19 protein-coding genes and 2 pseudogenes are annotated in these 26,332 nt (G+C 42.6%); 14 read left to right on the top strand and 7 right to left on the bottom strand.

From position 1 onward, the window contains the following. Nucleotides 1–532: 532 nt before the first annotated feature. Nucleotides 533–3,337 carry a cation-translocating P-type ATPase gene (locus AOB57_RS08960; protein WP_082384156.1) on the bottom strand — a complete coding sequence of 935 codons (2,805 nt, stop codon included), beginning with the start codon at nucleotides 3,335–3,337 and terminating at the stop codon, nucleotides 533–535. 528 nt (nucleotides 3,338–3,865) lie between these two features. Beyond that, nucleotides 3,866–4,111: a YgaP family membrane protein gene (locus AOB57_RS08955; protein WP_226999457.1), complete on the bottom strand. Its 246-nt coding sequence runs from the start codon at nucleotides 4,109–4,111 to the stop codon at nucleotides 3,866–3,868. Between the two features lie 302 nt (nucleotides 4,112–4,413). Between AOB57_RS08955 and AOB57_RS08950 the strand changes: the two genes are divergently transcribed. Continuing rightward, nucleotides 4,414–5,688 carry a YcaO-related McrA-glycine thioamidation protein gene (locus AOB57_RS08950; RefSeq protein ID WP_054298364.1) on the top strand — a complete coding sequence of 425 codons (1,275 nt, stop codon included), beginning with the start codon at nucleotides 4,414–4,416 and terminating at the stop codon, nucleotides 5,686–5,688. Beyond that, nucleotides 5,685–6,344: a TfuA-related McrA-glycine thioamidation protein gene (locus AOB57_RS08945; RefSeq protein ID WP_226999456.1), complete on the top strand. Its 660-nt coding sequence runs from the start codon at nucleotides 5,685–5,687 to the stop codon at nucleotides 6,342–6,344. The genes AOB57_RS08950 and AOB57_RS08945 overlap by 4 nt, the downstream gene beginning before the upstream one ends. 88 nt (nucleotides 6,345–6,432) lie before the next feature. Here the strand turns inward: AOB57_RS08945 and AOB57_RS08940 are convergent, their stop codons facing one another. Beyond that, the gene (locus AOB57_RS08940) at nucleotides 6,433–6,657 is read right to left on the bottom strand and encodes a hypothetical protein (RefSeq protein ID WP_054298366.1); all 225 of its coding nucleotides are present in this window, start codon (nucleotides 6,655–6,657) and stop codon (nucleotides 6,433–6,435) included. A 288-nt stretch (nucleotides 6,658–6,945) separates the two neighbouring features. On the opposite strand from AOB57_RS08940, the gene AOB57_RS08935 reads away from it, so the two are divergent. The 3 genes and pseudogenes from AOB57_RS08935 to AOB57_RS08925 all read left to right on the top strand — a co-directional run bounded on the left by AOB57_RS08935 (nucleotide 6,946) and on the right by AOB57_RS08925 (nucleotide 9,039). Next, nucleotides 6,946–7,443: a universal stress protein gene (locus AOB57_RS08935; protein WP_054298367.1), complete on the top strand. Its 498-nt coding sequence runs from the start codon at nucleotides 6,946–6,948 to the stop codon at nucleotides 7,441–7,443. Nucleotides 7,444–7,596: 153 nt separating this feature from the next. Further along, a pseudogene (locus AOB57_RS08930) lies at nucleotides 7,597–8,154 on the top strand (universal stress protein). A 165-nt stretch (nucleotides 8,155–8,319) separates the two neighbouring features. Further along, nucleotides 8,320–9,039 (top strand): prenyltransferase/squalene oxidase repeat-containing protein, encoded by a 720-nt coding sequence (locus tag AOB57_RS08925; protein WP_054298368.1) that lies wholly within the window; start codon nucleotides 8,320–8,322, stop codon nucleotides 9,037–9,039. 148 nt (nucleotides 9,040–9,187) lie between these two features. Here AOB57_RS08925 and AOB57_RS08920 read toward each other — a convergent pair whose 3' ends face one another. Both AOB57_RS08920 and tnpB read right to left on the bottom strand, forming a co-directional pair. Next, nucleotides 9,188–10,003 (bottom strand): DUF1638 domain-containing protein, encoded by an 816-nt coding sequence (locus AOB57_RS08920; RefSeq protein WP_054298369.1) that lies wholly within the window; start codon nucleotides 10,001–10,003, stop codon nucleotides 9,188–9,190. Nucleotides 10,004–10,179: 176 nt separating this feature from the next. Continuing rightward, the gene (gene tnpB / locus AOB57_RS08915) at nucleotides 10,180–11,292 is read right to left on the bottom strand and encodes an IS200/IS605 family element RNA-guided endonuclease TnpB (protein WP_054297574.1); all 1,113 of its coding nucleotides are present in this window, start codon (nucleotides 11,290–11,292) and stop codon (nucleotides 10,180–10,182) included. 45 nt (nucleotides 11,293–11,337) lie between these two features. Between tnpB and tnpA the strand changes: the two genes are divergently transcribed. The 5 genes from tnpA (at nucleotide 11,338) to pylD (ending at nucleotide 17,201) form a co-directional block, all read left to right on the top strand. Then, entirely contained in the window at nucleotides 11,338–11,733 is a 396-nt protein-coding gene (tnpA, locus tag AOB57_RS08910) for an IS200/IS605 family transposase (protein WP_054297573.1), read from the top strand. A 954-nt stretch (nucleotides 11,734–12,687) separates the two neighbouring features. After that, nucleotides 12,688–13,941 carry a pyrrolysine--tRNA(Pyl) ligase gene (gene pylS, locus AOB57_RS08905; RefSeq protein ID WP_054298905.1) on the top strand — a complete coding sequence of 418 codons (1,254 nt, stop codon included), beginning with the start codon at nucleotides 12,688–12,690 and terminating at the stop codon, nucleotides 13,939–13,941. A 231-nt stretch (nucleotides 13,942–14,172) separates the two neighbouring features. After that, the gene (pylB, locus tag AOB57_RS08900) at nucleotides 14,173–15,225 is read left to right on the top strand and encodes a methylornithine synthase PylB (RefSeq protein WP_054298906.1); all 1,053 of its coding nucleotides are present in this window, start codon (nucleotides 14,173–14,175) and stop codon (nucleotides 15,223–15,225) included. A 1-nt stretch (nucleotide 15,226) separates the two neighbouring features. Further along, nucleotides 15,227–16,318, top strand: coding sequence for a 3-methylornithine--L-lysine ligase PylC (gene pylC, locus AOB57_RS08895; protein WP_193726262.1), 1,092 nt, complete (start codon nucleotides 15,227–15,229; stop codon nucleotides 16,316–16,318). A 103-nt stretch (nucleotides 16,319–16,421) separates the two neighbouring features. After that, nucleotides 16,422–17,201: a 3-methylornithyl-N6-L-lysine dehydrogenase PylD gene (pylD, locus tag AOB57_RS08890; RefSeq protein WP_054298908.1), complete on the top strand. Its 780-nt coding sequence runs from the start codon at nucleotides 16,422–16,424 to the stop codon at nucleotides 17,199–17,201. A gap of 105 nt (nucleotides 17,202–17,306) precedes the next feature. Here the strand turns inward: pylD and AOB57_RS08885 are convergent, their stop codons facing one another. Together AOB57_RS08885 and AOB57_RS08880 are read right to left on the bottom strand one after the other, a co-directional pair. After that, the gene (locus AOB57_RS08885) at nucleotides 17,307–18,929 is read right to left on the bottom strand and encodes a methylamine methyltransferase corrinoid protein reductive activase (RefSeq protein WP_054298909.1); all 1,623 of its coding nucleotides are present in this window, start codon (nucleotides 18,927–18,929) and stop codon (nucleotides 17,307–17,309) included. A gap of 683 nt (nucleotides 18,930–19,612) precedes the next feature. Next, nucleotides 19,613–20,314, bottom strand: coding sequence for a class I SAM-dependent methyltransferase (locus AOB57_RS08880; protein ID WP_054298910.1), 702 nt, complete (start codon nucleotides 20,312–20,314; stop codon nucleotides 19,613–19,615). A 441-nt stretch (nucleotides 20,315–20,755) separates the two neighbouring features. Here AOB57_RS08880 and mtbA point away from each other — a divergent pair, with 441 nt between their 5' ends. The 4 genes and pseudogenes from mtbA to AOB57_RS08860 all read left to right on the top strand — a co-directional run bounded on the left by mtbA (nucleotide 20,756) and on the right by AOB57_RS08860 (nucleotide 26,321). After that, the gene (gene mtbA / locus AOB57_RS08875) at nucleotides 20,756–21,775 is read left to right on the top strand and encodes a methylcobamide:CoM methyltransferase MtbA (protein WP_054298911.1); all 1,020 of its coding nucleotides are present in this window, start codon (nucleotides 20,756–20,758) and stop codon (nucleotides 21,773–21,775) included. 915 nt (nucleotides 21,776–22,690) lie between these two features. Next, a complete protein-coding gene (locus tag AOB57_RS08870) occupies nucleotides 22,691–23,344 on the top strand; it encodes a methyltransferase cognate corrinoid protein (protein WP_054298912.1) in 654 nt (217 codons plus the stop codon). A gap of 19 nt (nucleotides 23,345–23,363) precedes the next feature. Then, a pseudogene (locus tag AOB57_RS08865) lies at nucleotides 23,364–24,740 on the top strand (monomethylamine:corrinoid methyltransferase). A 324-nt stretch (nucleotides 24,741–25,064) separates the two neighbouring features. Beyond that, nucleotides 25,065–26,321, top strand: a complete 1,257-nt coding sequence (locus AOB57_RS08860) for an ammonium transporter family protein (protein WP_082384229.1) — start codon at nucleotides 25,065–25,067, stop codon at nucleotides 26,319–26,321. Nucleotides 26,322–26,332: the final 11 nt, after the last annotated feature.

The following is a 26,332-nucleotide window of genomic DNA, read 5'->3' as shown; positions in this document are numbered from 1 at the left end:
GGATGTAATAAACTTATCTAATTGTCTTATACAAGGAAATAAATGCTTTAAGGTTTCAGAATTCAAATATGCACCATGCACCATGCATAAATCTAAATTTAGAGGTGAAACTTTCGTAGATTTTAGGATTAAGCCATTTGGCTCCGTTTTTATAACAACAGTATGTGAGTTACAGTTAAGCTAAGACTAGCCAGCTTCCTGAGTCATACTTCCCTCCACTGAGGACAGGTTATACAGGCTCTAACCCCTCGTTCCAAAAGTGAAGTTGAAAAAAAGGAAAAGAAAAGAGAACATGGAGGGGATAACTTTCTCTTTTCTTGTCAAAACATTAAACTTTCCTATTGCTTAAAAAACTTTTGAGGGTTTATTTTACATTGTCGTGAAGCTTCATTAGCTTAAAGACGTGGTTGAAAAATTGAAGAGGTTGAAGAAACTCTTTATTTGTTTGTCTGGAAAGGAAGACTCCGGTTATGTGGGCTGCCTGCCTTAAATGCCTTGAGAAGTGCAGCATAAACCGGCAAACATGACTTCCTTATGTTCGATTTTCCCTTGCGCGTACAACAATTTTGCTTAATTCGCGCAGCCACAGTACCGAGCTTGCTACTGCCGCACAGAGCAGCCAGTCACCAGGGCTAAGGCTAACGGTCGAAAACGCCTGCTGCAGAAACGGGATGTAAATTACTGCTACTTGCAGTAAGAGGGACAACAGGACTGCTCCCCACAGCCATTTGTTTGAGAACAAACCGACGAACGCGCTCTGTTTATCTGAACGTGCATTGAAAACAACGAATAGTGAAAAGAAGACCACTGTGTTAAAGGCCATTGTTTGCGCATATTGCAGGTTACCCGAACCCTCGATCAAACCCCCAGGTAAGCTGGCATCCAGTACTAGCAGAGTCCCAGCTGCCATGATTGCGCCAGTAAAGAGGTTGCCAACCCACATGCTGCGGGTGATCACTCCTTCTTCCCGCGGGCGTGGAGGCTCTCTCATCAATCCCGGATCTGCGGGGTCAACCCCAAGCGCGAGCGCGGGTGGGCCATCTGAAATAAGATTGATCCACAGAATCTGAGTAGCAAGTAACGGTAACACTATCCCGGTTCCGCCGTTGGCAGTTAATCCGATTACGTCTGCCAGCAGCAAGCCGAAGAACATTATCATTACTTCCCCGAGGTTTGATGAAAGCAGGTAACGTAAGAATTTGCGGATATTGGAGAAAATCGCTCTTCCCTCTTCGACAGCCCCTACAATAGTTGCGAAATTATCATCAGCAAGCACAACATCGGATGCCTCTTTGGAGACATCTGTTCCGGTAATACCCATTGCTATCCCTATATCGGCGGTTTTCAAAGCTGGTGCATCGTTGACACCATCACCCGTCATCGCCACAATAGCTCCTGTACGTTTTAATGCTTCCACGATTCGAAGCTTATGTTCTGGATTAACGCGTGCATAGACCGATACCGTTTGAACCGTCTGGTCAAGTTCCTCCTGCGGCATCTTCTCAAGCTCAGTTCCTGTGACAGCTTTCCCGTGAGCTGGAATGCCAAGACTCTCAGCAATGACCGTAGCAGTTTTAGGATGGTCGCCTGTAATCATAATCGGGCGAACTCCTGCAGACATTGCACGTGCAACTGCATCTTTTGCCTCTCTGCGCGGCGGATCGATCATACCGATCAATCCCAGGAAGATGAGCTCTTTCTCGACATCTTCGTCAAGCTCTTCCTGCGTAAACTCATCTTTCGGCAACGTACGGAAAGCAACAGCAATTGTCCGCAGAGCTTCACCTGCCAGTTCCTCATTCTTCTTCAAAATCTCTGCGCGGCGTTCCGCTGTAAGAGGTTTGATCTCTTCTCCTACAAGTTCCTGGGTACAGCGGGCAAGCAATACATCCGGTGCACCCTTGGTAAATGCAAGGAGGCGTTCCTTTTGCTCTGTATCAGTATGGACCGTACTCATCAGTTTACGTTCGGAGGAGAAAGGCACTTCTCCAATGCGTTCCAGCCGCGCATTGAGCACCTCAGCTTCCAGCCCGGCTTTACGCGCTGCTACTATCAATGCTCCTTCAGTTGGGTCGCCATGCACCATCCACCGACCGTCACGCTCATGTAGCACGGCATTGCTAGCCCTGTCGGCAGCTGCAAGTGCACGCACAAATTCGAACTCAAGTGCGCCATCAATTTTCCCTCCGCCTTCCCTGCGCACCTCACCTTCAGGAGCGTAACCCGTACCATCTAAATTGACTCGGCCGCTTGCTGTAACTACTGCAAGTACCGTCATTTCGTTCTTCGTGAGAGTTCCTGTTTTGTCAGAGGCAATGACATTAGCCGAGCCGAGAGTCTCGACAGCTGCAAGGTGGCGCACTATGGCATTTTTCTGTGCCATACGCTGCACACCGAGAGAGAGGACAACTGTCACTACCGCGGGCAGACTTTCCGGCACCGCCGCGACAGCAAGTGCCACGCCCAAAATGAGCACATCAAAAAGGGCTGAGAAACCTCTTACATCTTCGACCAAGATGATCGTTGAGATTATCACGACAGCGATAGCGATAACGACAATCCCGAGCAGTTTGCCAACGCGGTGAAGTTCCTCCTGTAAAGGAGTGGTTTCTACTGGCGTTTCTTTAAGCATCCCGGCAATGCGCCCCATCTCGGTCTGCATTCCAGTTGCTGTGACCACTGCACGCCCGTGCCCGTAGACAGCCACAGTGCCGCTAAAGATCATATTGTCCCGGTCGCCGAGCCCTACCTCTTCCGTAATCGTGAGATTGTCTTTTAAAACAGGCAGGCTCTCACCTGTCAGTGCTGCCTCAGCTGTTTGCAGTGCAGTTGATTGAATCACTCTAGCGTCTGCCGGGACAGTATTGCCCTCTTCGATGATTATAATGTCACCGGGTACGATATCGGCCGCTGGAATGCTCTGCCGTGTCCCGTCCCGAATAACGTTTGCGTGTGCTGCCGTCATCTGGCGCAGTGCAGCCATCGCTTCCTCAGCCCGTGACTGCTGAACGTAACCCATGACCGCATTTAGCAGTACGACAGCAAAAATGGCAATAGCCTCATAAGGCAATGCAGAATCGCGCTCATACAGCCACAATCCTGCCGAAATCAATGTTGCGAAAAGCAACAGGATAACAAGCATGTCCTGAAACTGCGCCAGGAATTTCCTCCACGCAGTCACGGGCTTTTCTGCTGTCAGTTCGTTCTTGCCGTATCTTTCGAGCCGCGCCTGTGCTTCTTTTTCGCTCAAACCAGTCCGCGCATCCGTGCCGAGTGCGGTCAACACTTCGTTAGCCGACTGCCGATAAGGAACAATCTGATCATGTTCAATGGTCATGGCATTCATCTTTAATCCTTTTAGCCTGTCCTGGAGGCTTCACAAGTGCATTCATCAACAGTTATGCAATATTTATAATATTCTATTCATGCTGGAAACCCTGAAGTAATCTGTGGCCGCCATAGGTGCGGTTACCGTTCCCACTCAGGAGCCTCGAGTGATGAAAGTATTTCTTCCGGTAGGCTAGCCTGCAGGCTGTCTCTTTCCAGCACAATTTTAAGATAAGGCGGTATCTAAAAATTCCCTCTTTTATCTCTATTAATCCTCTTTTTATCTATAATCCTTATACCTGGTCTTCACATAAATTAATGATTTTATAAAAATTTAGTTATACTAATAATGTATGAAAAATTAGTAAGCCTCCTATAGATCTAATTTTCATGTATCCTGCAGGAATGAAGGATAAGTTTCAATCAAAAAAGAGGCTGGAAAAACTAATAACTTAATGTAGGTAACTTTAATGTCTGTTTTGCCTTAGAAGTATACATTGAAAAAGAAATTTGAGAATCAACATCTCTTGATTGAGAATTAACATTTCTTGACGTACTGTTCACTAATGCAGGTTTCCTGTAAAGGAGCTTTTTTCTTTTCTGCAGTACTTATCCCGAGAATTGCATAAGGAGTACAATGTCTGAGGATTGAACTGTAAAGCCCTGTAAAAGCTATACCCGCAACAATCCACTTCCAGGGAGATTTTTTCACAAGGCCCGTTGCCAGTGCGAGAGTTGCAAGTATTCCATATACAGTTCGGAACAGGAGATCAAAGCCTCCCACATTTTCTTCCAGAAATAATTTCTTGAGATTCGTCGGACAAAACCCCCTTATAAACCCTATTACATACTTATAGAGTCTTCATATATAGTATTATTCTGTTTGTACCCAGTTTGTGCTGTGTTTGTGTTATAAGAGTAGCAAGTCTGCAATATATGTGTGATATATTTGTACATATTTGCAGTGTTTGTATTATGTTTATATCACTGAAGAATCTGCAGAGGAAAATTACGTAAGATCCCCTGATAAAACTCGATGCCCAGAAAATCACAAAATATATAAGAAGAAATGGAAGGTTTCTAATTATGCCTGAAATAAAAATTGACAGATCGATTTCATATCTCGAGGGCACACAGCGAGTATATGACGAAGCCATAACTCTGGAAAACACTAAAAATGAGATAAAAAAAATAGGCGTCACCCGAATTGCTGACATTACGAACCTGGACAGGCTTGGAATTCCTGTTTTCTCGGCAATCCGCCCCAGTGCCGCAAAAGGAGCGATCAGTATTTACTCAGGCAAGGGTTCGACCGAGCAGAGAGCTCGAATCTCAGTAATAATGGAGAGTTTTGAGCGCTGTTTGGCAGAAAGGCCCGGCTTGAACGCAAATGTTAAAGGCGAGATTTCAGCCCCTTCACTTGTGGAATCCTATAACACCGCTAAAGAAAGTTTCACAGTGCTTGACCCGTCAACACTGCTTCTACCCCAGCCCTATCTTCCCCAATCCCTATGTGAGTGGGTTGGAGCATACGATTTGATTAACGGCGAAGAGGTCTTCGTAAACGCCAATGCGGTTTATCATCCATATGACTCTCCAGGACAGTGCCAGAAACTTTTCCTGAGCAACACAAATGGGCTGGCCTCCGGAAATGTGATTGAGGAAGCTATTCTCCATGGGCTGCTTGAGGTTATAGAAAGGGATGCAATCAGCATAGCGCAGTTTTCCCACAACCTGGGAAAGGAAATCGTGCTGACTAAAGAGGATGGGCACCTGTATGAACTTGCCAGCAAATTTAAAGACGCAGGAATAGAACTCAAGGTCTGGCTGGTTCCGACCGATACCGGCATTCCGACAGTACTTGCGGTAACTGATGACGTAAAACTCAAAGACCCGGCTCTTCTTGTCATGGGGGCAGGCTCCCACCTGAAGCCCGAAATTGCGGTTGCACGAGCAATAACTGAAGCTGCCCAATCGCGGGTAGTCCAGATTCAGGGTGCAAGGGAAGATACGGATAGGGAAGGTTTCATCCGAAGTATAGGGTATGACCGTATGAAACGTTTGAACAAGTTCTGGTTCGAAGAAGGAGAAAAAATTTCACTTTCTGAAGTTCAGGATCTGTCCAGAAAAAGCCCTGCAGAGAATATTGATGTTATACTCGAAAAACTTAAGGGCCTTGCCGAGAGAGCGCTGGTAGTAGATCTCTCAAGAGAAGAGGTTAATGTGCCTGTCGTCCGTGTAATAATCCCTGGCTTTGAACTTTTCACCATTGATCGGGACAGGAAAGGAAAAAGGATCGGTTCCAAGAGAAAAAAAGAATTTTCCAGAGATAGAAATGAAAAGCTGTGGAAGAGAAGATGAAAGCAAGAGCAGTAATCTTTACAGGCAACAGTATAAGCCATGAGGACGCAAGAAAAATCCTGAGGGCAAATTACCAGCCTCCTGTACGCAGGTTCCAGCTTGAGGAATTCGTTCAGAAAGGGTATAAAGTCATAGGAATAATAGACGGGATCTTTTTTGACAGGGCTGCTGTTGGGCACAGGGAAATTCTGTCAGCACTTGATGCAGGAGTAAAGGTAATAGGAGGCGCCAGCATGGGAGCCCTCCGAGCTTCTGAGCTTGATACCCATGGGATGATAGGTGTAGGAAAAGTATATGAATGGTACAGAGACGGTGTTATCGAATCCGATGATGAGGTAGCAGTAAGCACAAACCCTGATACTTTCGAGCCCATTTCCGTGCCCCTTGTTAATATAAGGGAAACCCTGAAAGCTGCACTTGCCTCAGGTCTTTTGAACAAAGAAGAACATAGCGGTCTCCTGCAACTTGCGATTGACACTTACTACCCTGATAGGAGCTATCTGGGGCTTGTAAAGGAAGGAGCAAAAAGAGAATTGATCCCGGAAGAAAAGAAAAAAATTATTTTGGATTTCTGTGCAAGTAACGAGGTTGACGTAAAAAGGGAAGATGCAATCCTTGTGCTTGAGACCGTAAAAAAGCTGATTGAAGAGATATGAGACTTCAAGCTCCTCAGATCAGCACTTTCTAATTTTCAGATTTTTTTTCAGCGCCTTACGATGTAAAGCCTTATGATATACAGGCTCACTAGTAGGACAAAAAGATAATTTCGATATATGTTGTAATATTCAGGTCTACAAAAGCCGCCCCTGTGCGATCTGCTGAGATATCCATATCCCTGACACCATAGTAGCTTTCCTCTTCAAAATCCTTTATGCAGCCGCTTCCGAAGGTGAAGGCAACGATAAAAAGTGCTAAAAACAGGCTTTTTAAAAATAAGCTTTGAGCTAACTTGGTTTCCAATTTTCTCAAGATCTACCTTCCACTGTATTGATTATATTTCAATGTATATGCTTTTTGCCTTCTGGAGGACTTCTTCTTTCCTTAGGAAACAAATGGATGAAAATTATTAATATGAACACATCAATATTCAGGTAAAGAGTAAAATATTGTGATCAGAGCATAGAGCGCAAGCTTGAAATTCTAATTGTAACTTGTAGCTCTGAAGTTACTGGAAGAACATAGGCCTGTAAAAAGGATGGAAATCCAGAATACGGGAACACAATCCAGAGATAGTAAAATAGAAAATGAGGGGTAGTTATGGAAGGAAACATTGATGTCGTATCTAATAATCCGAGAAGACAGATACTGATCGCTACAGATGGCTCAGAGACCGCAAACGAAGCCGCAGATTTTGCGATGGAAATGTTTGGGTGCAGTGGGGCAAAAGTGTACGCCGTGTATGTCATCGACACGACACCCTATCGGTCAATTCCGCTGGATAAGATATGGTCAAAAGAGACACTTGATGAACTCGAGAGAGCAGGGCTTGAGGCAACCTCTTATGTAGAGAAGATTGGAAAAGCTGCGGGAGCGGAGGTTGAAACCAGGGTGCTAAGGGGGCACCCGGCAGAAAAGATTGTGACTTTTGCAGAAGACAATAATGTCGATATGATTGTAGTGGGGTCACTTGGGAAAGGAGGATACGAAAAAGTCGTGCTTGGAAGTGTGTCCGAAAAAGTCGTGAGGCACGCGAGAGTTCCTGTGCTGGTTGTCCGGGAAAGGCACAAAAGTGAGAAGAAGTTGATACAGGCATAATCCCATTATGGGCATAATAAGCCCTGTGAGAGGATAAATAAAACAAGCTGATTCTGAGTAGAGTTCTTATCTACAGAATCAGCTCGTTAAATTAATTAATTAATTAGCTTAAAAAGAGTAAGTGGGGAGGAGAGAGGGTATGGAGAGAGGGCTGTGCAGAAAGATCTTATCGCTACTGACGGCTCAAAAGCCTGTGAAAACGTAGTGGATCTCGGGGTAGAGATTGCGAAGTTGAACGGGGCAAAGATTTATGCTTTATACGCTATCGATTTAACTCTTTTTGATTCAATTTTGATGGATGACTCGCGGGTAAAAAATGCCTGAGCGCAGTTTGAGAGAGTTGGCCGTGAGGCAATATGTTGTATAGAAAGAAATGCAAAAGCTGCAGGAGTAGAAGCTGCGCCCATAATCCTTAAAGGAAATCCGGCTGAAAAAATTCTGGATTTTTTAGAGAACCAGAAAGTTGACATGATTGTTGTGGGCTCTACTGGAAAAAGCGGGATTGAACGTTTCATGCTTGGAAGCGTATCCGAAAAGGTCGTGAGGTACTCAAGAATCCCGGTAATTGTCGTACATGAGAGGATTAAACCTGAGAGGCTCTTCAGTTATAACAAGGAGAATGAAAAAGTCCCGCCAGTGTCGTACGTGAGGAAATGCCGTGAAAAAATCAAGTTCAGGATCAGAAAGCTGGATCAAGAAGAGAACTTATAAAAAGAAGCTTTATAGGGAAGATTTGGGCTTTGAGATAACCTGTAAGAGAAAAAGTGAGAGGAAAAGAATCCCCGATTTCCAGAAAAGCAGTTGCAGAAGAGAATAAATCTTTCAGCAAGGTGTTCAGTCAAGTTTTAATAGATGGAGCCCGAAAAGCATAGATAAATGTCAAGCAACCTGGAACCCGATATCGTGAAAAGAGGCTTTGAATGGCTCTCTACCCAAAAAATTGACTCAGTTAAGGAACTTTCAAGTACTTTATCCGCACACGCCCTCTGGGGGCTTCCCAACCCTTACATAACCCGTCTGATTCTTGAACAAGAAAATGATGGTTCCTGGAACTCTTCAATAAGAGATACCGCAAGAGCCTGCTCAGCCCTTTCAACGGAAGGAATTGTGTTTATGTCCTCAGTAAAATGGCTGCTTGCCAGAAAAAGAAAAAATTCCTGGAATAGGGATGTTTATGATACATCCTATGCCCTTGCAGCTCTTGCAGATACTGGAACTCAGGACAGAAGCGGGTGCAACTGGCTATATGAGCACTATTGCCCTTCCTGGGAACAGGTAGGCACAACATCCCTCCTCATTACTGCTCTTAAAAAACAGGATAATCTGGCAAAAAGCAAAGACTTTGAAACTTTTATCCGGGAAAAAGCCGAATGGATCCTTTCAAAAAGATCAAACGATGGCGGCTGGCAACACATTTCCACAAGCAATCTGGCACTTCAGGCTCTGCTCCTCACAGGCTTTAAAAACAAACTTGAACCTTCGATCCGCTGGCTCCTTAAAAATGTCCACGAAAGCGGTTCCTGGGGAAATCAGACCGACGATGTAAACGCTACTGCACTGACTCTAAGCACCCTTGGGCTTTATAATAAGACTTGAAAAGGGAAAATTTGTCTTCCTTATTTTGTTATTTCCCTTCATTATCTTTCAGCTTACTCACCAACTGTTATACTTTTCAAGAAACCTTCATTGAGATCATATGTATCGTTATACATCCATTCACCGTGTATTTAAGGTATAAAAGTTCTCAACATTTTGATTTATCCTCAATCTCCATTTTAAGTTCTTTATAACAATCTTTAAAAATTTCTTGATTACCATCTTCGAATTCCAAAATCTCGAAATCAAACATTTTTGCAAATTCCCGAATAGAAACGTCGAAATTTTCAGTGTATTTGAGGCCAGTATTAATCTTAGCAACTCTTTTGTAACCAATCATTTCATGGGTCTTTTTCATTAATTCCAATGCTTTGGCAGGATCTTTATTTAGCTTATTCAGGTCAAGTAGTTCCCTCCATCCCTTGCTGTACATGGGAGTAAAGAGGTATGTTCCAGCATCACTGACACTTTTGAGTATCCTTAGATAGTTCTTGACTCCTCCTACAGTAGCCCCTATGCAATCATCTACAATTCTGTGATCTTTGTCTTTAAGAATACGGACCGGACATGAGATTGAACTATGTTCAAAGTCTTTTTCAACGTCCCCTAGTACATTCCCACATAAACCGTAAAAAAGCAATATCCCCGACGAAAAAGGAGCAAGAGCTTTTATAGTTTCATATACCTTAATTTTCAACTCTTTAGGGCTTCTATGAAGACCCAATTCCATGAGATGTATCAAAACTGTATATTTCTTACATTCATTTTTGACCTCAGGAAAAGAGGAGATATCTTCTAGAGAGAGTACTTTATACTGAAGACTCACTTTATCCAGTTTTTCAATGAATTCCTGAATATTTTTATTATCAACTATAATAATTTCATCAATAGAAGAATCATTTTCAAGAATCCAGACAATTTCATCCTGCAGTATCTTGCATGAAATAATACTCATAGTGGACATTGGAGTATCTCCTCAGAAATTATGTTACCTGATTTTTTGAGCAATGAGTTGATCAAGGCTATGATATTGTGAACTACCACTGAGCTAAAGACTCAGTGGCTTCCTGTTTCATTCCCCTTTCTACTGAAAGCAAGTCAACAGGCTCTTCCCCGCGTTCCGCAGGTGTTGAATAGGTTTCAAACCCCTATTAGGTTTTGATCTATGAGAGCGAATTTCTTAATGTTGATAGCGGCGTTAATGTCCCTATCATGCTTTGTTTTACAATCTGGGCAAGTCCATTCTCTATCTTTCAATTGAAGCTCTTTATTGTGGTATCCACACACACTACAGAGCTTAGAAGAGGGTTCAAATTGTCCTATTCTCAGAACAGTTTTCCCAAACCATTGAGCCTTATATTCCAACTTTGTTACAAAACTACTCCATGCAGAATCACTTATAGCCTGTGCTAAATGATGATTCTTAACCATGCCTTTAACATTTAGAGTTTCCAGAGCTACAGCTTGGTTTTCGCTAACAAGTCTAAAAGAGAGTTTGTTCTGGAAGTCATTTCTCTGATTTGTTATTTTGTCATAGAGTACAGCAAGTCTTCGTTTAGCTTTTGCTCTGTTCTTAGAGCCTTTCTGTTTCCTTGATACTCTTTTCTGTAATACTTTGAGCCTTTTAAGAGAGTTTTTCAAGTACTTTGGATTCTCAACCGTTTCTCCTGTTGAAAGGACAGCAAAGTCTTTGATACCTACATCAATTCCTACTGTTGTTGATTCTGTGAAAGTTTCCTTTACTGGAAGTTCTTTTCCATCTTCAACAAGGATACTAATGTAGTAATCTCCTTTACAAGTCTTTGAAACGGTTGCTGTTTTCAACTCACCTTCAAAGTGTCTGTGCAGAACTGCTTTAATCTCTCCAATTTTAGGAAGCTTAACAGTGTTGTTTTCAAAATCAACACTATAGTGCTGAGGTACTGGGAAAGACTGTATAGGATTCTTTTTAGACTTAAATTTAGGGAATCCGTTCTTTTCTCTAAAGAATCTAGTGAAAGCGGACTCTACTTGTTTAGTCATTCCCTGTAATGATTGAGAGTTTACCTCACCTAACCATTCATTAGAGGTTTTTAAAGCTGGAATTAATTTGTTTAAGTCAAACCTAGAAATAGACTTTCCAGTTTGTTCATATGTTTTAATTTTCTGACTGAGTGCCCAGTTATAGACAAAGCGGCAGCTACCTATGTGCTGATTAAGTTTACCAGCTTGGGCTTCTGTCGGATATAGTCTAAACTTGAACGCTTTCATCATACATGGTATTATATGCTTTACCAACATATATAGTTTTTGGTAAATATGGAGTATGAGCACAAGAATCACAGTAAGTTTTTGCTTATGTACCATGTTATTTTTGTTTGCAAGTACAGGAAAAAGATATTAGAACCACTTAACGCAGAACTTAAACAGACTATTCACGATATTGAAAAAGAGTCTGACTTTGAAATACTGGAAATGGAAACTGACAAAGATCATATCCACATGTTAATTAAGAGTGAGCCTAAAGTTTCAGTTGTATCTATAGTTAGAAAACTGAAACAAGAGACTACAAATAGGTTATGGAAAAGTCAAGGCAACTATCTTAAAAGATATTATTGGGGAGAAAAGACTTTGTGGAGTGATGGGTATTTTGCCTCAACTATAGGAAATGTTAGTAAGGAAATAGCTGAGGCATACATCAGGAACCAAGGTTAAGTTGACGCTTACATCCACTAGGCTAAAGACCTAGTGGTTTTACGCTTCTTCCTATAAATCGAAACCGTTGCGCTGCAACCCTTTTACGAAAAGGCTTGACCGAAACCGTTACGCTACAAGCCTTTTCAAAAAAGGCTTGACCGAAAATGCTGTTTTTGATCAAACTTTTTCTTAAAAAGTTTGTGTTTATCACCAAGCGTTGCGCCGCTTGACCACGCCGGTTTTTGATCAAACTTTTTTCTAAAAAGTTTGTGTTTATCACGCCATATAGGGTTTGGGGATAAGGTTCTCAAATCCAATGCTTATGTCGTTTTCGCCCAAGCCTTTTTTGAAAAAGTTTGCGGTAAAACCCTTTTTAAAAAGCTCGTGAAAAGGCTTACAGAGCTTTAAAAATAAATAAAATCTGTCTCATAAATTAAGCCCTCTTGAGCGAAGCGAAAAGGGCAGCATGCTCCCGAAGCGCAATTCGGGCGAGACGAGACTCAGGCGAGATAGGACGCGGGGTGTGCAACAACTATAAATAAGAATTGTAAATTCCTCTGGGATTTCACCAATAAACATATATATTAGACAATATCATTTTATAATACTAATTTAGATAATAAGACAACTATAACAGGAAGCAAAACGCTTTGTTAAACTTATTTTGTCTAGGAGGAAACCTGATCATGTAGATCGAATGGACTCTAAATCCGTTCAGCCGGGTTAGATTCCCGGGGTTTCCGCCATATTTCTGAATCCCGGAATGGTAATATGTAACATTCCACTGAAATATTTTATGAATCTGGAGATTTTTCCCAGAGCCTATAAATTGTTTCTTCTTTATGGAATCGCTTTTATTTTCCGGGTAGCTGTTAGCAAATTACTGCTCCGTGCTTATATTCAGTAAGCTGGGATTCTGAAATACTATTTCTTGGAGATCATCCGGGCTTTTAATTCACCAGGGGTGACACTATGGATAAAAAACCATTAGATGTTCTAATATCTGCGACCGGGCTCTGGATGTCCAGAACTGGTACACTTCACAAGATCAAGCATCACGAAGTCTCAAAAAGGAAAATCTATATTGAAATGGCGTGTGGAGACCGACTTGTTGTAAATAATTCAAGGAACTGCCGAACAGCCAGAGCATTCAGGCATCACAAGTACAGGAAAACCTGCAAGTACTGTAAGGTTTCGGATGAAGATATCAGCAATTTCCTCACAAAATCAACCGAAAACAATTCAAGTGTGAAAGTTAAGGTGGTTTCTGCTCCGAAGGTAAAAAAAGCCATGCCAAAATCAGTCTCAAGGGCTCCAAAGCCTCTGGAAACTCCCGTATCTGCACAGACATCTGCGAGCAGATCTGGATCTGTACATGCAAAATCGGCTTCAAATTCATCTTCTTCTACATCAGTACCTGCTCCTGCACTTACGCGGAGCCAGCTTGATAGGGTTGAGGCCCTCCTGAGTCCGGAAGACAAAGTTTCTCTGGATGCGGCAAAGCCTTTCAGGGAACTTGAGTCCGAACTGCTGGTAAGAAGAAAGGGCGATTTGCAGCGAATCTATGCCAATGAGCGGGAAAATTATCTTGGAAAACTCGAACGTGATATTACGAAATTTTTTGTGGACAGGGGTTTTCTAGAGATCAAGTCTCCTATCCTTATTCCAGCAGAGTATGTCGAGAGAATGGGCATTGATAGCGACAGTGAACTTTCAAAGCAGGTTTTCAGGGTGGATAAAAATTTCTGCTTGAGACCAATGCTTGCCCCGAATCTTTATAACTATCTTCGGAAATTAGATAGAGTTCTGCCTGATCCGGTAAAGATTTTTGAAATTGGTCCCTGTTACCGAAAGGAATCTGAAGGCAAAGAACATCTTGAAGAATTCACAATGCTGAACTTCTGTCAGATGGGCTCAGGCTGTACCCGGGAAAATCTCGAGGCTCTGATCAGGGAATTTCTAGATTACCTGGGAATCGACTTCGAAATCGTAGGGGATTCCTGTATGGTCTATGGGGACACTCTTGATGTAATGCACGGGAATCTGGAACTCTCGTCGGCAGTCATCGGTCCAATTCCTCTCGACAGGGAATGGGGCATTAACAAACCCTGGATAGGTGCAGGTTTCGGGCTTGAACGCTTGCTCAAGGTTATGCACGGCTTTAAAAACATTAAGAGAGCGGCAAGATCCGAATCTTACTATAACGGGATTTCGACCAGTCTCTAAGCTTGAACTCCGGTTGAAACAGCCTGGAACAATGAACGGCAGAAAATGGGATGGTAATACAGGATCACAAAAACAAATGGCAATACCAGATCACAAAAACAAATGGCAATACCAGATCACAAAAACAAAGTGGCAGCATGGATAGAAAAACAGGTTAAGTAACAATACTAATGGCAGCTCGACCCCGAATCGGTCAAAATAAATATTAGATGTTTACGAGAGGGTGAAATTTTGATCCAGAAAATGGCAATTAATTTATTTGACAGGCTAGGAGAAAAAATCATTGAAGGTTACCAATTATCTGACGATGATCTGAGGACTCTGCTCTCCATTGAATCCGAAGAAGACCTGGAGAAACTTTATTCCGCAGCACGAGTAGTCAGAGATTATTATTTCGGCAATAAGGTATTTCTTAATTGTTTCATCTATTTCTCCACTTACTGTAAGAATCAATGCTCTTTTTGCTACTATAACTGTAGAAACGAGATCAATCGTTATCGGTTAACCAGAGAGGAGATAAAAGAAACCTGCAAAGCCCTGAAAGGAGCAGGCTTTCATATGGTTGACCTGACCATGGGAGAAGACCCCTATTACTATGAAGACCCTGATAAGTTTGTTGAGCTTATCCAGATAGTAAAGGAAGAACTAGGGCTTCCCATAATGATTTCTCCGGGCCTGATGGATAATAACACTCTTCTCAAAGCCAGGGAAAAAGGAGCAAACTTCCTGGCACTTTACCAAGAAACATATGATACCGAACTCTATAGAAAACTCAGGGTCGGACAGTCATTCGACGGACGTGTCCATGCACGCCTTTTTGCTAAAGAACAGGGATACTGTATTGAAGATGGAATTCTCACAGGCGTTGGAAACGATATCGAGTCTACCATCCTGTCCTTAAGAGGGATGAGTACAAACAATCCAGATATGGTACGAGTTATGACCTTCTTGCCCCAGGAAGGAACCCCGCTTGAGGGTTTCAGGGATAAATCGAGCCTCTCGGAACTGAAAATTATATCAGTACTTAGATTATTGTTCCCGAAACGCCTCATTCCTGCCTCCCTTGATCTAGAAGGCATTGACGGCATGGTTCAACGCTTAAACGCAGGGGCGAATATTGTTACCTCCATTCTTCCGCCGGACTCCAGACTGGAAGGCGTTGCAAACTATGACCGCAACCTTAAGGAGCGGGACCGGGACATAAAAAGCGTTATCCAAAAACTTGAGTCCATAGGTATGGAACCTGCCAGGCAGGCGGACTTTGAGGCAATCCTGGGGTGCTAGCTTGAAGACAATCTGCCTTGTGGGAGGGAGACTCCAGGGCTTCGAAGCTGCATATCTGTCTAAGAAAGCTGGAATGAGAGTTATTCTAGTAGATAAAAATCCACAAGTTTTGATTCGGAATTATGTGGACGAATTTTACTGCTTTGATGTAATAAAGGAGCCTGAAAAACTTTTGGATCTCTTAAAAAGAGTTGACGCTTTGCTTCCTGTCAACGAAAATTTCGCCTGCATTGAATTTCTAAGTTATATAAAAGAAAAAATCTCCTGCCCTGTTCTTTTTGATTTTGAAGCTTACCGGATCAGCAGGGATAAGAAAAGCTCAAAAGATTACTTTAAGTCCATAGGAATCCCGACTCCACAGGACAATCCCTTAGAACCACCTTTTTTTGTAAAACCACCCTGCGAAAGCAGCAGTGTCGGAACAAGAATAATTTATGATAAAAAAGAACTTGCAATCCTTGAACCCGACATGCTGGTTGAGGAATATGTTGAAGGTAAGGTTGTCTCCCTCGAAGTTGTAGGAGATGGAAATAATTTTGCCGTAGTAAAAGAGACCCAGATCCATATCGACGAAACTTACGATTGCCATATGGTAACTTCTCTTCCTTCTGACCCTTCCTTCAGGCAAATTTCCCATGCTCTTGCAGCAAATCTTTCCCTCAAAGGGATTATGGATGTGGAAGCAATCTCCGGCCCAAAAGGGCTCAAGGTAATCGAAATCGACGCCCGCTTCCCAAGCCAGACCCCGACAGCCGTTTACCACTCTTCAGGGATTAATTTGATAGAACTTCTTTTCCGGGCCTTTACTGACGGTATAGAGAAGATCAGGGCTCTCCCTAAAGATAAGTACTGCATTTACGAGCACCTTATGCTCGAAGAGAACGGGGTTCTTGCTCCTGTGGGAGAACAGGTACTTTCCATGGGCAGCGATTACGGGAAATTCTATGAGGAACCCGGCATCGAGATTTTACTTTGCAAAGGGAAGAACCCGGTATTCACTCTGGTTTTCTGGGGCAAGGATAAGGAAGAAGCCGAGACACTAAAATGCAAAGGACTTTCCATTATCAAAGAACGCTTTGGGGCGGCTGCATAAAGGAATAAAGAAGGATACCGGAAAGGGAAAATTCGAAAGGAAGTTAAAAAACTGAGAAGAGAAAGGAAATTATATTTTCCCAAAAACAGGAAATGGAGATAAAATGGCACTCTTAACCCCAGACGATCTGAAAGATATTAACAAACAACTTCAGGAAGCTGATTCTATTGTATGGAAAGTAACCGGGCTTGACATAAAAGGCGTCTGCAAAGCTCTTTACGGCACCTCTCCGAATTCTGAGAAAGTCGGTATCGTGCCTGTAACTTCAGGAAATGGCATAATAGGAAATTTTTCAGCTTCCCTGCATGCAATTACGCAGTACTTCGGATTTGACAGTTTTGTTACGAATATGTCGGATGTTAGCGGCTATTATGAAGCCGTTCGAAGTGGAGCCGATATTATCCTGATGGCAGATGACCACACCTTTCTTGCGCATAACCTCAAAAACGGAAAAATAGCCAACAACCAGCCCTCCACAGGCATAATCTATGCTGAAATCGCCTCCAGGAATCAAAAAACCGATTCAAAGGATGTACTGGTTGTGGGGCTTGGGAAGGTAGGTTTTCCCGGAGCAGTACACCTTGTACACAAAGGTTTCAGGGTATATGGGTATGATACTGATAGAACCCTCCTGAAACGAGCGGTTTCAAGCCTTGGAATTATTCCTCTCGACATTGAAAGCCCAAAAAAGTTTTCCACTATTTTTGAAGCGACCCCATGTGCAAACACGATTCCTGAAACTTTAATCTCAAAAAATTGTGTGCTTTCCACCCCTGGAATTCCCTGTGCAATCTCAGAGGAGCTTCGACTGAAATACGATGTGCAACTTGTAATGGAGCCCCTGGGAATAGGAACTGCATCGATGTTGTATTCTGTGTTGTGATACCCGAGTCCCGTCCCAGGAGGACAGAGATTGTATTCAGGCAGAGCCGAGTGAAGGAAAGGCAAGAATAAAAGAAAATGGGTGGGAATTTAATACCCACCGTATTTATTTTGCTGTGATTTTGAGTTTTGTTATGTCGATGGCATTCTCGGGGCAGACAGCGACACAGCGGCGGCAGCTTGTGCCCAGGCATTTCTGGCTGTCATATTTTGCGATCCTTTTATTGTCGATTTCGAGGATTTCAAGAGCGGCCTCAGGGCATTCTTGTGCGCATTTTTTACAATGGATGCATTTTTCCACAGGAACCTCAAGGATTATGCCTATTTCTTTGAGAATGGTAAGCCCTCCTGATCCTACCTGTTCGATGTCTTTGCTAACTCGCTTTTCGATGCTTATGTGTTCGAGAATTTTTGGAAGGGGAGGCAGGCCGTAGAGTTCAAGCATCTCATTGTACATCTCAAGGGGCATTCCCATGGTCCAGTAAGAAAGTTCGCAGAGATAGAAGTTGCTGAAGGTCTCGCTAGTTGCCATCATGAGATGATTGGCAGTAATTTTTCTTGCAATGCTGATTATATCATCCAGTCTGGACTTATCCAGCACAAGTTCCCGGGCAAGTGCAAGCGAGGTATTTCCGAACTGGACAATTCTCTTTGCATAACCTGGGGCAGCTCCAAGTCTGCGGGCGTCTTCAGCATCCACATAGGCTCCCGAAGCTCCTGACATATACGCATACTCAAGATCTTCGTACTTAATCCCGGATTCAACGATCAGGGTCAGATGAGCAGCACGGATCGCCCCTATAGCTTTTCCGGCTTCCTCCACATCCTTCTCAGTGATCTCAATTCCTGGGCCAAGAATCAGTTTTCCATTCGGGAGTTTAGGAGGTTTTTCTATAAGCCCGCTTTTCAGCGCAAGCGCAAAAGCCGATATAACGCCTGTACCCGTAATCCCTACGGCCTCATAGCCGAAGGATTCTTTTACTTCCCCTGTAACTGGGTGGATAAGGTAAGCATTCTTCTTTTCCATTCCCCTGTCAAGAACCATAATTCTCCAGTACTCACCTTCAGGTTTTACGTCACAGATCGCGCCAGGGCTTGCGAGCATACCTGAGCTTATTCCCTGTCCTTCAATTGCAGGCCCGGCTGCCGCGCTTGCTGTGATAATTTTGTCCCCGATTTTAAGAGCCATTTCGGCATTCGTCCCGTAATCCGTAACAAGTGAGATTTCGGGCTGAATAAGGAAGTCGGTCTCAAGCATCATTGCCAGGGCGTCAGCCCCAATCTCGTGTTTAATTGCAGGAGGCACAATAATCTCACAATTGGGCAGGTCATTTTCTACAAAAATCTCAGAAGCAGGAAAAATACGGGCGTCTCTTTTTACATCTTGTACTCCAAGCATTTTTTGCTTATTTTCACCTGCATAGGCAAGGTCCCTTATTTCCATATTCTGGAAAAGGGATAGCTGAATGGGATTTCCACATACTGCCAGCCGTTCTACCCTGGAAAGGTCAACATCGAATTTCTGAAACATCCTTCTGATAGTTTCAAGAATCACCGCATGAGCCACGTCTTCGCCTGTTGTGATTGCAAAGTCCAGGTGGTCCATAACATTTCCTCCTGGAAGGGGGTGTCCCATGGTTATTACCGTTTTTAGTGTTTCTTTCGTTTCAAGATCGATAATCTGAGCTCTAAAGCCGCTGGTACCCAGATCAAGGGCTATTCCGTACATTTTTCAGATCCTCCGGGATACAAAATTGTGGGGCATCAGGCAACATAAACGGCCCCATAAAGAATGGAATATGATTTCAATTTCTTAATTTTGATTTGGTATAATCTTGTAATTTTAGTTTAATAATTTAGCTTCGTTATTTTTAGAAGAGTGAAGGAGAATTCTCACCAACGAAGTGGTGGGGCGAATTCGTTAACCCTTTTATGATACATCCACTGATGGCGTTTTTTGAGCTTATAAACCTATACTTTATTGCCTGTTCCTTGCTTTAGAAGTTGGAACTACTACAAAGGTCAATCAGACTTTGCTCTGAACTCTAAGTATAGGGTTCTGTAGAGAAGTTCTACAGGTAAAACTTGCAGCGGTGAAAGCGAGTAACAATAAACTGGGGCTCCATGGTAGTATGACCTCGATTGAAATACCGTACATGCCTGCCAATTTATTGGCGGAAACTGCCATTTTTTAATATTATGCAATTCCGAATTCGACATTAATGCGGAAAAGAATAATAGCAATTTTTAGAACTTATGAATTATATAAACTTGAAATATATAAACTATTACCAATCGACTATCAAACACCCACTAATGGTTAGAGAATATAGATGGTTTGTTATCAAGTTACTGTCATTTGTCAAATCTTTTATTCTTAAGAATTCTTCAAATCTATATTCATTAAATATATTATTTTCTACAGAGATAGCTTGCCATAAAACCATCGTATTTAGCAAATTCAATACAAAATCCCGCATTTTTTAGAAGACCTTCCATAATCCAATCAAGTGTTGAAAATTCATCTCTTATGTGGATTTCCATTTCTTCAGCAAACTTATCCCCCAGGGATCCCTTCAGATCAGTTATGATTTTACTGAAGAAGTCTTCATAATCCTGAACCAATGAAGGGAATACGACATCACGCAAATAGAGTTTCCCCCCATCTTCCAACATTCCGTAGATTTTTTTCAGAGCCATCATTTTCCAGTAGTCTGGAAGATGGTGTAAAGCTAGCTGAGTGACAATTACATCAAACGGTTCATCATGATTTTCATATGTTAAAAAACCAGCATTATGAAATTCTATATTCGTTTTCTTCTGGTTTTCAGCCTTAGTTTTTGCAAAATAGATCATAGTCCTCGAAACATCGATAGCTACAACTTTTTTGCAATGCCCTGAAAGCTTGAGCGCCAGTTCCCCGGTTCCGGTTCCGATTTCAAGAACCAGATCCGTATTTTTTATTTTGAGAAGCTCCAAAATTCCTTTAGCCTCGTTTTCAATGTCTCTCAGTTTTTGCATGCTTAAATCGTAAGTCTCTACCTCTTTGAGATCTGTATAATCTACTCCAATCTGTTTGAATTCATCATAATACCATCCTGGATTCTGGGGCATATCAGTTCCTTCAATTAGTATAGCTCGTTACCTTAGTTTGTGACAAATTACCTTATTCGTTTACCAATTACAAAAAATTTATTACTGAGAGAAAAAAGCATGCTACCAATCCTATTTGGAGATGTTTCACTTGTCGAATTTGAAAATAGCAAGAATGTTTCCTTTTACGTTCTTTAATCGCAGATAGTAATTAATTTTAGTTCCCAAGAATCAAAAAAACAAGAATCAAAACAATAAACTATCACATATTTTAAGCTTTTTATCCAGCAGGTGCGAACAAAACAAGCTTACTTGTTTTAAAGAAATTTCCAGCTAATCTCGATTATTTAATTAGTATTTTTTTATAATGTATCCTTTTATTAAAGAACAATAATACATATCTATTTATACTATGGATTTTTGAAATTAGTTCCGTTTATATAACTTAGAGAGGGATTATAGATGACAGATTACACCCCAAAAGAAAGATTATATCGTGCATTAAGGAAACAGCAGATTGACAGAATGCCAGCTGTCTGTTTCACTCAGACTGCAACTGTTGAACAGATGGAAGCTTGCGGAGCCTACTGGCCAGAGGCTCATTCCGACGCAGAGAAGATGGCAACTCTTGCGGAAGCAGGGCACACTGTAGTAGGTTTTGAAGCGGTCAGAGTTCCCTTTGACATCACAGCTGAAGCTGAACTTTTTGGCTGTGGGATTAAAGCCGGAGACCAGAAACAGCAGCCGTCTGTGATCAAACACAGTGTCAACAATATGGAAGATCTGGAAAAGATAAGGAATTACAGCCTGAAAGAAGGCAGAATCGGAGCAATCCTTGATGCCGTCAAGATCCTTTCTGACAAATACGGAAAAGAACTCCCTGTGATAGGATCCATGATCGGTCCCTTCTCTCTTGCCCAGCACATCAATGGAGATGCCTGGTTTGGCAATCTGTTCACAGGAGAAGAAATTGTCCCTACACTTCTGGATTTCTGCTCAGACTTCAACGTAGCATATGCAAAAGCAATGGTTGAAAATGGCGCAGATACTATAGCTATTATTGACCCGACCGCAAGCTATGAGCTTATCGGTGGAGAGTTCTACGAGAAGTATGCCCTGCCCTATCAAAAGAAGATAGTTGACGCAATGAAAGAACTCGATGTGGCTACAGTTCTCCACATTTGCGGAAACACAACCAACGGTCTTGGAATTATGGACAAGACCGGCGTAAACGCAATCAGCGTAGACCAGAGGGTAGACATAAAGACCGCAATCGGCAACGTTGAGAACTCAATTATTGTAGGCAACATTGATCCTGTAGCCGTACTCTGGAACGGAACTCCTGAAGATGTCGCCGAAGCCTCGAAGAAAGTACTCGACGCAGGTGTCGGGCTGCTTACAGTTGGCTGCGGAATTGTCAGCATGACTCCAACTGCCAACCTCCAGAAAATGGTCGAGTGCGCAAAAAGCCACACGTACTGAAAATATTATTGAACATATCCAGACGCTGAGGAATGTATTGGATACTGAGAATGCACTTGATTGAAAGAAAATAAGCCGCCGGCTTTAAAGCCGGTCTCATTTTTTAACAGCTTTTCGAAAGCTATTTCGTGTCTGGCTTGCTCTTACTCGCCAATTCTGTATCTTCAGAAGAGAACACATATTCTGTCGCCCACATCAAATCTACTACTTAAAGATTTCCTTTTAGAAAGATTTGCAGAGACTGAATTTTAAAGTCGGAGCTTGCATATATTGAAGTAAATTGCGGTGGATAGAAATTCTAGTATTTAAATTTTTTGTTTTCATACCCTGGTCTGGGATTATTAGGAAAAAAATTAGGAAAAAAACCAGGGTTCTTTGAGTAGAAATTTCCGATTTTTCTCACTTAGAACTTTTTACATTGATATACCATCGATAAATATAGTATTCATTTATATACTACAATTTTCAATCTGAACTTAAGGATTGGATCTGAATGTTCAGAACAATCCCAGGCAGTTCCAGCAGGTAAACTGTTGGGAAATTTGGAATATAATCCCCTAATTTGACTGGGAATTTGCAATTTCCGGCAAACAAGTTCCTCAGTAACAATGTCAGGAGAGAGGAATTATTCACAAAAAATCCGAATGCATTCGGATAAAATGGCACATGATAGTGAATAATTTCAGTTGTAGACAATTCGGAGATTTATAAAGCATTTCCTCGCGCCTAATGGCTGAAAAATGTAAGGCTGCAAGGATTTGACCATAAATTGAGAACCCCATGCAAATGCTCTTTTCTAGCTAGCGGAGCTTGGGTCTGTACTCAAACTAAAATCATTACGAAAATTTGTCGAAGACATTGTACTGCCCAACAATACTGCACAGAACCGCTAGTCTCAATGGAGGTTTATAAAAAATGGCAAACCAAGAAATGTTAGACAAGCTACGCGATGCAATCGTAAACCAGGACGTCGCAGGCATTAAACAGTTGACCCAGGAAGCCCTTGATGCAGGAATTCCAGCTATTGACATTATTACAAAGGGCCTTTCTGTTGGAATGAAGATTATCGGTGACAAGTTTGAAGCGGCCGAAGTATTTCTGCCCCAGATTATGATGTCTGCAAAAGCAATGAACAATGCAATGGAACTTCTTACTCCAGAACTTGAAAAGAACAAGAAGGAAGGAGAAGAAGCAGGACTTGCCATTACCTTTGTTGCAGAAGGAGACATCCACGACATCGGACACAGGCTTGTTAGCACAATGCTCGAAGCAAACGGTTTCAAAATCCTCGACCTTGGAGTTGACGTTCTCAACGAGACCGTTGTTGAAGAAGCAGCAAAGCACAAGGGAGAAAAAGTCATTCTTGTTGGCTCTGCTCTCATGACAACCTCAATGCTCGGCCAGAAAGACCTGATGGACATGTTGAGGGAAGAAAACCTCAGGGACAGTGTAAAGTGCATGTTTGGAGGAGCTCCTGTATCCAAGAAATGGGTTGACGAGATTGGAGCGGACGCAACTGCAGAAAACGCTGCCGAGGCTGCAAAAGTAGCACTTGAGATGATGAAATAATCCTGGGAGGCAAAATAGCATGACATTCAAAAAATCATTTGATTGCTTTGACTTCTATGACAGGGCAAAAGTAGGAGAAAAGTGCACCCAGGATGAATGGGATCTTATGAGGATCCCGATGAAAGCGATGGAACTCAAGCAGAAGTATGGTCTTGACTTCAAGGGAGAGTTTGTCCCGACAGATAAGGACATGATGGAAAAACTCTTCCACGCAGGCTTTGACATGCTGCTTGAATGTGGTATCTACTGTACTGACACTCACAGGATTGTGAAGTATACCGAAGACGAAATCTGGGATGCAATCAACAATGTGCAGAAGGAATTCACACTCGGTACCGGCAGAGATGCAGTAAATGTAAGAAAGAGAAGCGTTGGTGACAAGAGAAAGCCAATCATACAGGGTGGACCTACAGGCTCTCCGATTTCCGAAGAAGTCTTCATACCTGTTCACCTGAGCTATGCCCTAGAAAGGGAAGTTGACACAATTGTAGACGGTGTCATGACCTCTGTCCGCGGAAAGTCCCCAGTACCTGGCAGCCCATATGAAGTCCTTGCCGCAAAGACTGAAACCCGTCTGATTAAGCAGGCATGCGCATTGGCAGGTCGCCCAGGCATGGGCATATAGGGCCCAGAGACTTCCCTGTCCGCTCAGGGAAATATATCATCTGACTGCTATGGCGGCCAGATCTCCTCAGACAGCCACGAAGTCTCCCAGCTTAACGAACTCAAAATCGACCTGGATGCAATCGCCGTTATTGCCCACTACAAGGGGAACAGCGACATTATTATGGACGAACAGATGCCAATCTTCGGAGGTTACGCAGGCGGCATTGAAGAAACCACAATAGTCGACATTGCAACCCACATCAACTCCGTTGTTATGAGCAGTGCAAGCTGGCACCTTGATGGTCCTGTCCACATCCGCTGGGGCTCAACCAACACCAGGGAAACCCTGATGATTGCAGGTTGGGCATGTGCAACAATCTCCGAGTTCACAGACTTACTATCAGGTAACCAGTATTACCCCTGTGCAGGCCCGTGCACTGAGATGTGTCTCCTTGAAGCTTCAGCTCAGTCCATGACCGACACAGCCTCAGGCAGAGAAATCCTCTCAGGAGTAGCTTCTGCAAAAGGTGTCGTGACCGACAAGACTACAGGTATGGAAGCCAGAATGATGGGAGAAGTTGCAAGAGCAACTGCAGGCATGGAGATCTCAGAAGTTAACAAGATCCTCGATGCACTTGTGCCACTTTACGAGAAGAACTTTGCAAATGCACCCGCTGGAAAGACTTTCCAGGAGTGCTACGATGTAAAAACCATTACCCCAACTGATGAATACGTGCAGGTCTATGAAGGAGCAAGAAAGAAGCTCGAAGACCTCGGACTTGTATTCTAAGTTTGTTAAGATTAAACTTAAGGTATTTAACCAGCGAATTTTTCGCTGGTCAATTTTTTTGAAAAAAAATGCCTTGGATTTAATGTAAGTTTCGAAGAACGGGAAGCATCAATAATAAAGTATTAACGTTTTAGACATCGGAAATCCTGTTTGCTCTGGTCACTATTCTTTCCCGTTTTATAAACTCCTGAATGGAAGAGTTGAAAACAGACACAAACAGTAGGAAAACGAAAAAAAGAAACGAAACCTGTGATGCAAGACCCTAAAACTCGGAACTAATAAAATATATAAATACAGAATATAGAATACAGAGGAGAAAACCATATGAAACCTAAATTGGTATTCAAATATCTTTCTCTATTCTTTATTTTACTTTGCCTGATTCAAACTATAGCACCTGCAGCTGCCTCATCATATATTACCCCCACTGGTGAAGAAGGTTTAACCCAGGACACAAGTATGATACAGGATGAAATGCACAAGTTCGATAGAAACATGGACGTTTGGTTCATGCTTATGCTTGTGGCCTTCCTGATGCTCTTCATAAAGAAGTTTGAATGGGGAGTCTGCTTAGCCACTTTACTGACACTTGCAGGGTCCTTTATAAGTCATTCTGCAATCAGACAGTTTGTTCTTGGACAAGCATGGAATCAGGATTTCATCATAATGGGTATTTTTTGTGCTATTACAGTCGTAATAGCTATTGGAGTATTCCTGGGAACCATCAAGACATGGCAGTATTTATTAGTAGGAATATTGTTTGCTCCCGCCTGGCTTGCAATCGAATGGTTCATGTTTACCTACCTTGAAGGAGTTGTGGATCCCGGAGGATCTATGCTGGTGCACATGGTTGCTGCATACTGGGGCTGGGGAGCATTAATCGCGATTCAGGAAAAAAGGTCCTTTGAAGAACCTTTTGACACAACTACACACAGTGTTTCTTTTGTCTGGCTCGCCTCTATGCTTTTGTTTGTATTGTGGCCTTCCTTTGTCACTGCACTACTTCCTGGAGATCAGGTAACCTGGGGCATGATTACAACCTATATGGCAGGACTTGGATCAGTAGTTTCTGCATACCTTACATGCGTAGCCTTTGAGAAAAAGGTCAACCCATTAGTGTATACTTATGCTCTACTTGCAGGAATGGTTTCAATAGGATCGCCCCTTATTTCCGTGGGTCCCTGGACTGCATTGGGAATAGGGTTAGTTGCGGGAATAATTTCAGCAACCTGTTTCATAAAACTTCACCCCTGGCTCTGTGAGAAGGCAGGTGTCTTTGACGTAATGGGAGTACACAACCTTCATGGAATCCCTGGAATATGGGGTGCAGTAGCTGGAGCAATATTTGCGGCTGGATTTGTTAATATAATAAGCCTGGTGGGTGTTATTGTCATTTCTCTTGTTACAGGAGGGATAACAGGTATAATCCTGAAAGCCACGAGAGGAGAAATGGAACAGAAAGATCTGTTCAGCGATGATAGCATTTTCCTTGGATGGCATCCAGACCCGGAACCACTTCCTTTTAGAGTTGCAGATGAAGGAACACCCGGAAATACTCTGACTTCCAAAACGGTTGAGTAATATTATTGATA

The organism is Methanosarcina flavescens, assembly GCF_001304615.2.
In the GTDB taxonomy this organism is placed as follows: Archaea; Halobacteriota; Methanosarcinia; order Methanosarcinales; family Methanosarcinaceae; genus Methanosarcina; species Methanosarcina flavescens.
This window is presented reverse-complemented; position numbering and strand designations above follow the sequence as displayed.

Excerpts from the sequence above, each read along its gene's own strand:
- mtbA (WP_054298911.1), top strand. The coding sequence starts at position 20,756 with ATGACAGATTACACCCCAAAAGAAAGATTATATCGTGCATTAAGGAAA.
- pylD (WP_054298908.1), top strand. The coding sequence starts at position 16,422 with ATGGCACTCTTAACCCCAGACGATCTGAAAGATATTAACAAACAACTT.
- AOB57_RS08935 (WP_054298367.1), top strand. The coding sequence starts at position 6,946 with ATGGAAGGAAACATTGATGTCGTATCTAATAATCCGAGAAGACAGATA.
- AOB57_RS08880 (WP_054298910.1), bottom strand. The coding sequence starts at position 20,314 with ATGCCCCAGAATCCAGGATGGTATTATGATGAATTCAAACAGATTGGA.
- tnpB (WP_054297574.1), bottom strand. The coding sequence starts at position 11,292 with ATGATGAAAGCGTTCAAGTTTAGACTATATCCGACAGAAGCCCAAGCT.
- AOB57_RS08885 (WP_054298909.1), bottom strand. The coding sequence starts at position 18,929 with ATGTACGGAATAGCCCTTGATCTGGGTACCAGCGGCTTTAGAGCTCAG.
- pylS (WP_054298905.1), top strand. The coding sequence starts at position 12,688 with ATGGATAAAAAACCATTAGATGTTCTAATATCTGCGACCGGGCTCTGG.
- AOB57_RS08860 (WP_082384229.1), top strand. The coding sequence starts at position 25,065 with ATGAAACCTAAATTGGTATTCAAATATCTTTCTCTATTCTTTATTTTA.
- AOB57_RS08920 (WP_054298369.1), bottom strand. The coding sequence starts at position 10,003 with ATGTCCACTATGAGTATTATTTCATGCAAGATACTGCAGGATGAAATT.
- AOB57_RS08950 (WP_054298364.1), top strand. The coding sequence starts at position 4,414 with ATGCCTGAAATAAAAATTGACAGATCGATTTCATATCTCGAGGGCACA.
- AOB57_RS08870 (WP_054298912.1), top strand. The coding sequence starts at position 22,691 with ATGGCAAACCAAGAAATGTTAGACAAGCTACGCGATGCAATCGTAAAC.
- tnpA (WP_054297573.1), top strand. The coding sequence starts at position 11,338 with ATGGAGTATGAGCACAAGAATCACAGTAAGTTTTTGCTTATGTACCAT.
- AOB57_RS08945 (WP_226999456.1), top strand. The coding sequence starts at position 5,685 with ATGAAAGCAAGAGCAGTAATCTTTACAGGCAACAGTATAAGCCATGAG.
- AOB57_RS08925 (WP_054298368.1), top strand. The coding sequence starts at position 8,320 with ATGTCAAGCAACCTGGAACCCGATATCGTGAAAAGAGGCTTTGAATGG.
- AOB57_RS08960 (WP_082384156.1), bottom strand. The coding sequence starts at position 3,337 with ATGACCATTGAACATGATCAGATTGTTCCTTATCGGCAGTCGGCTAAC.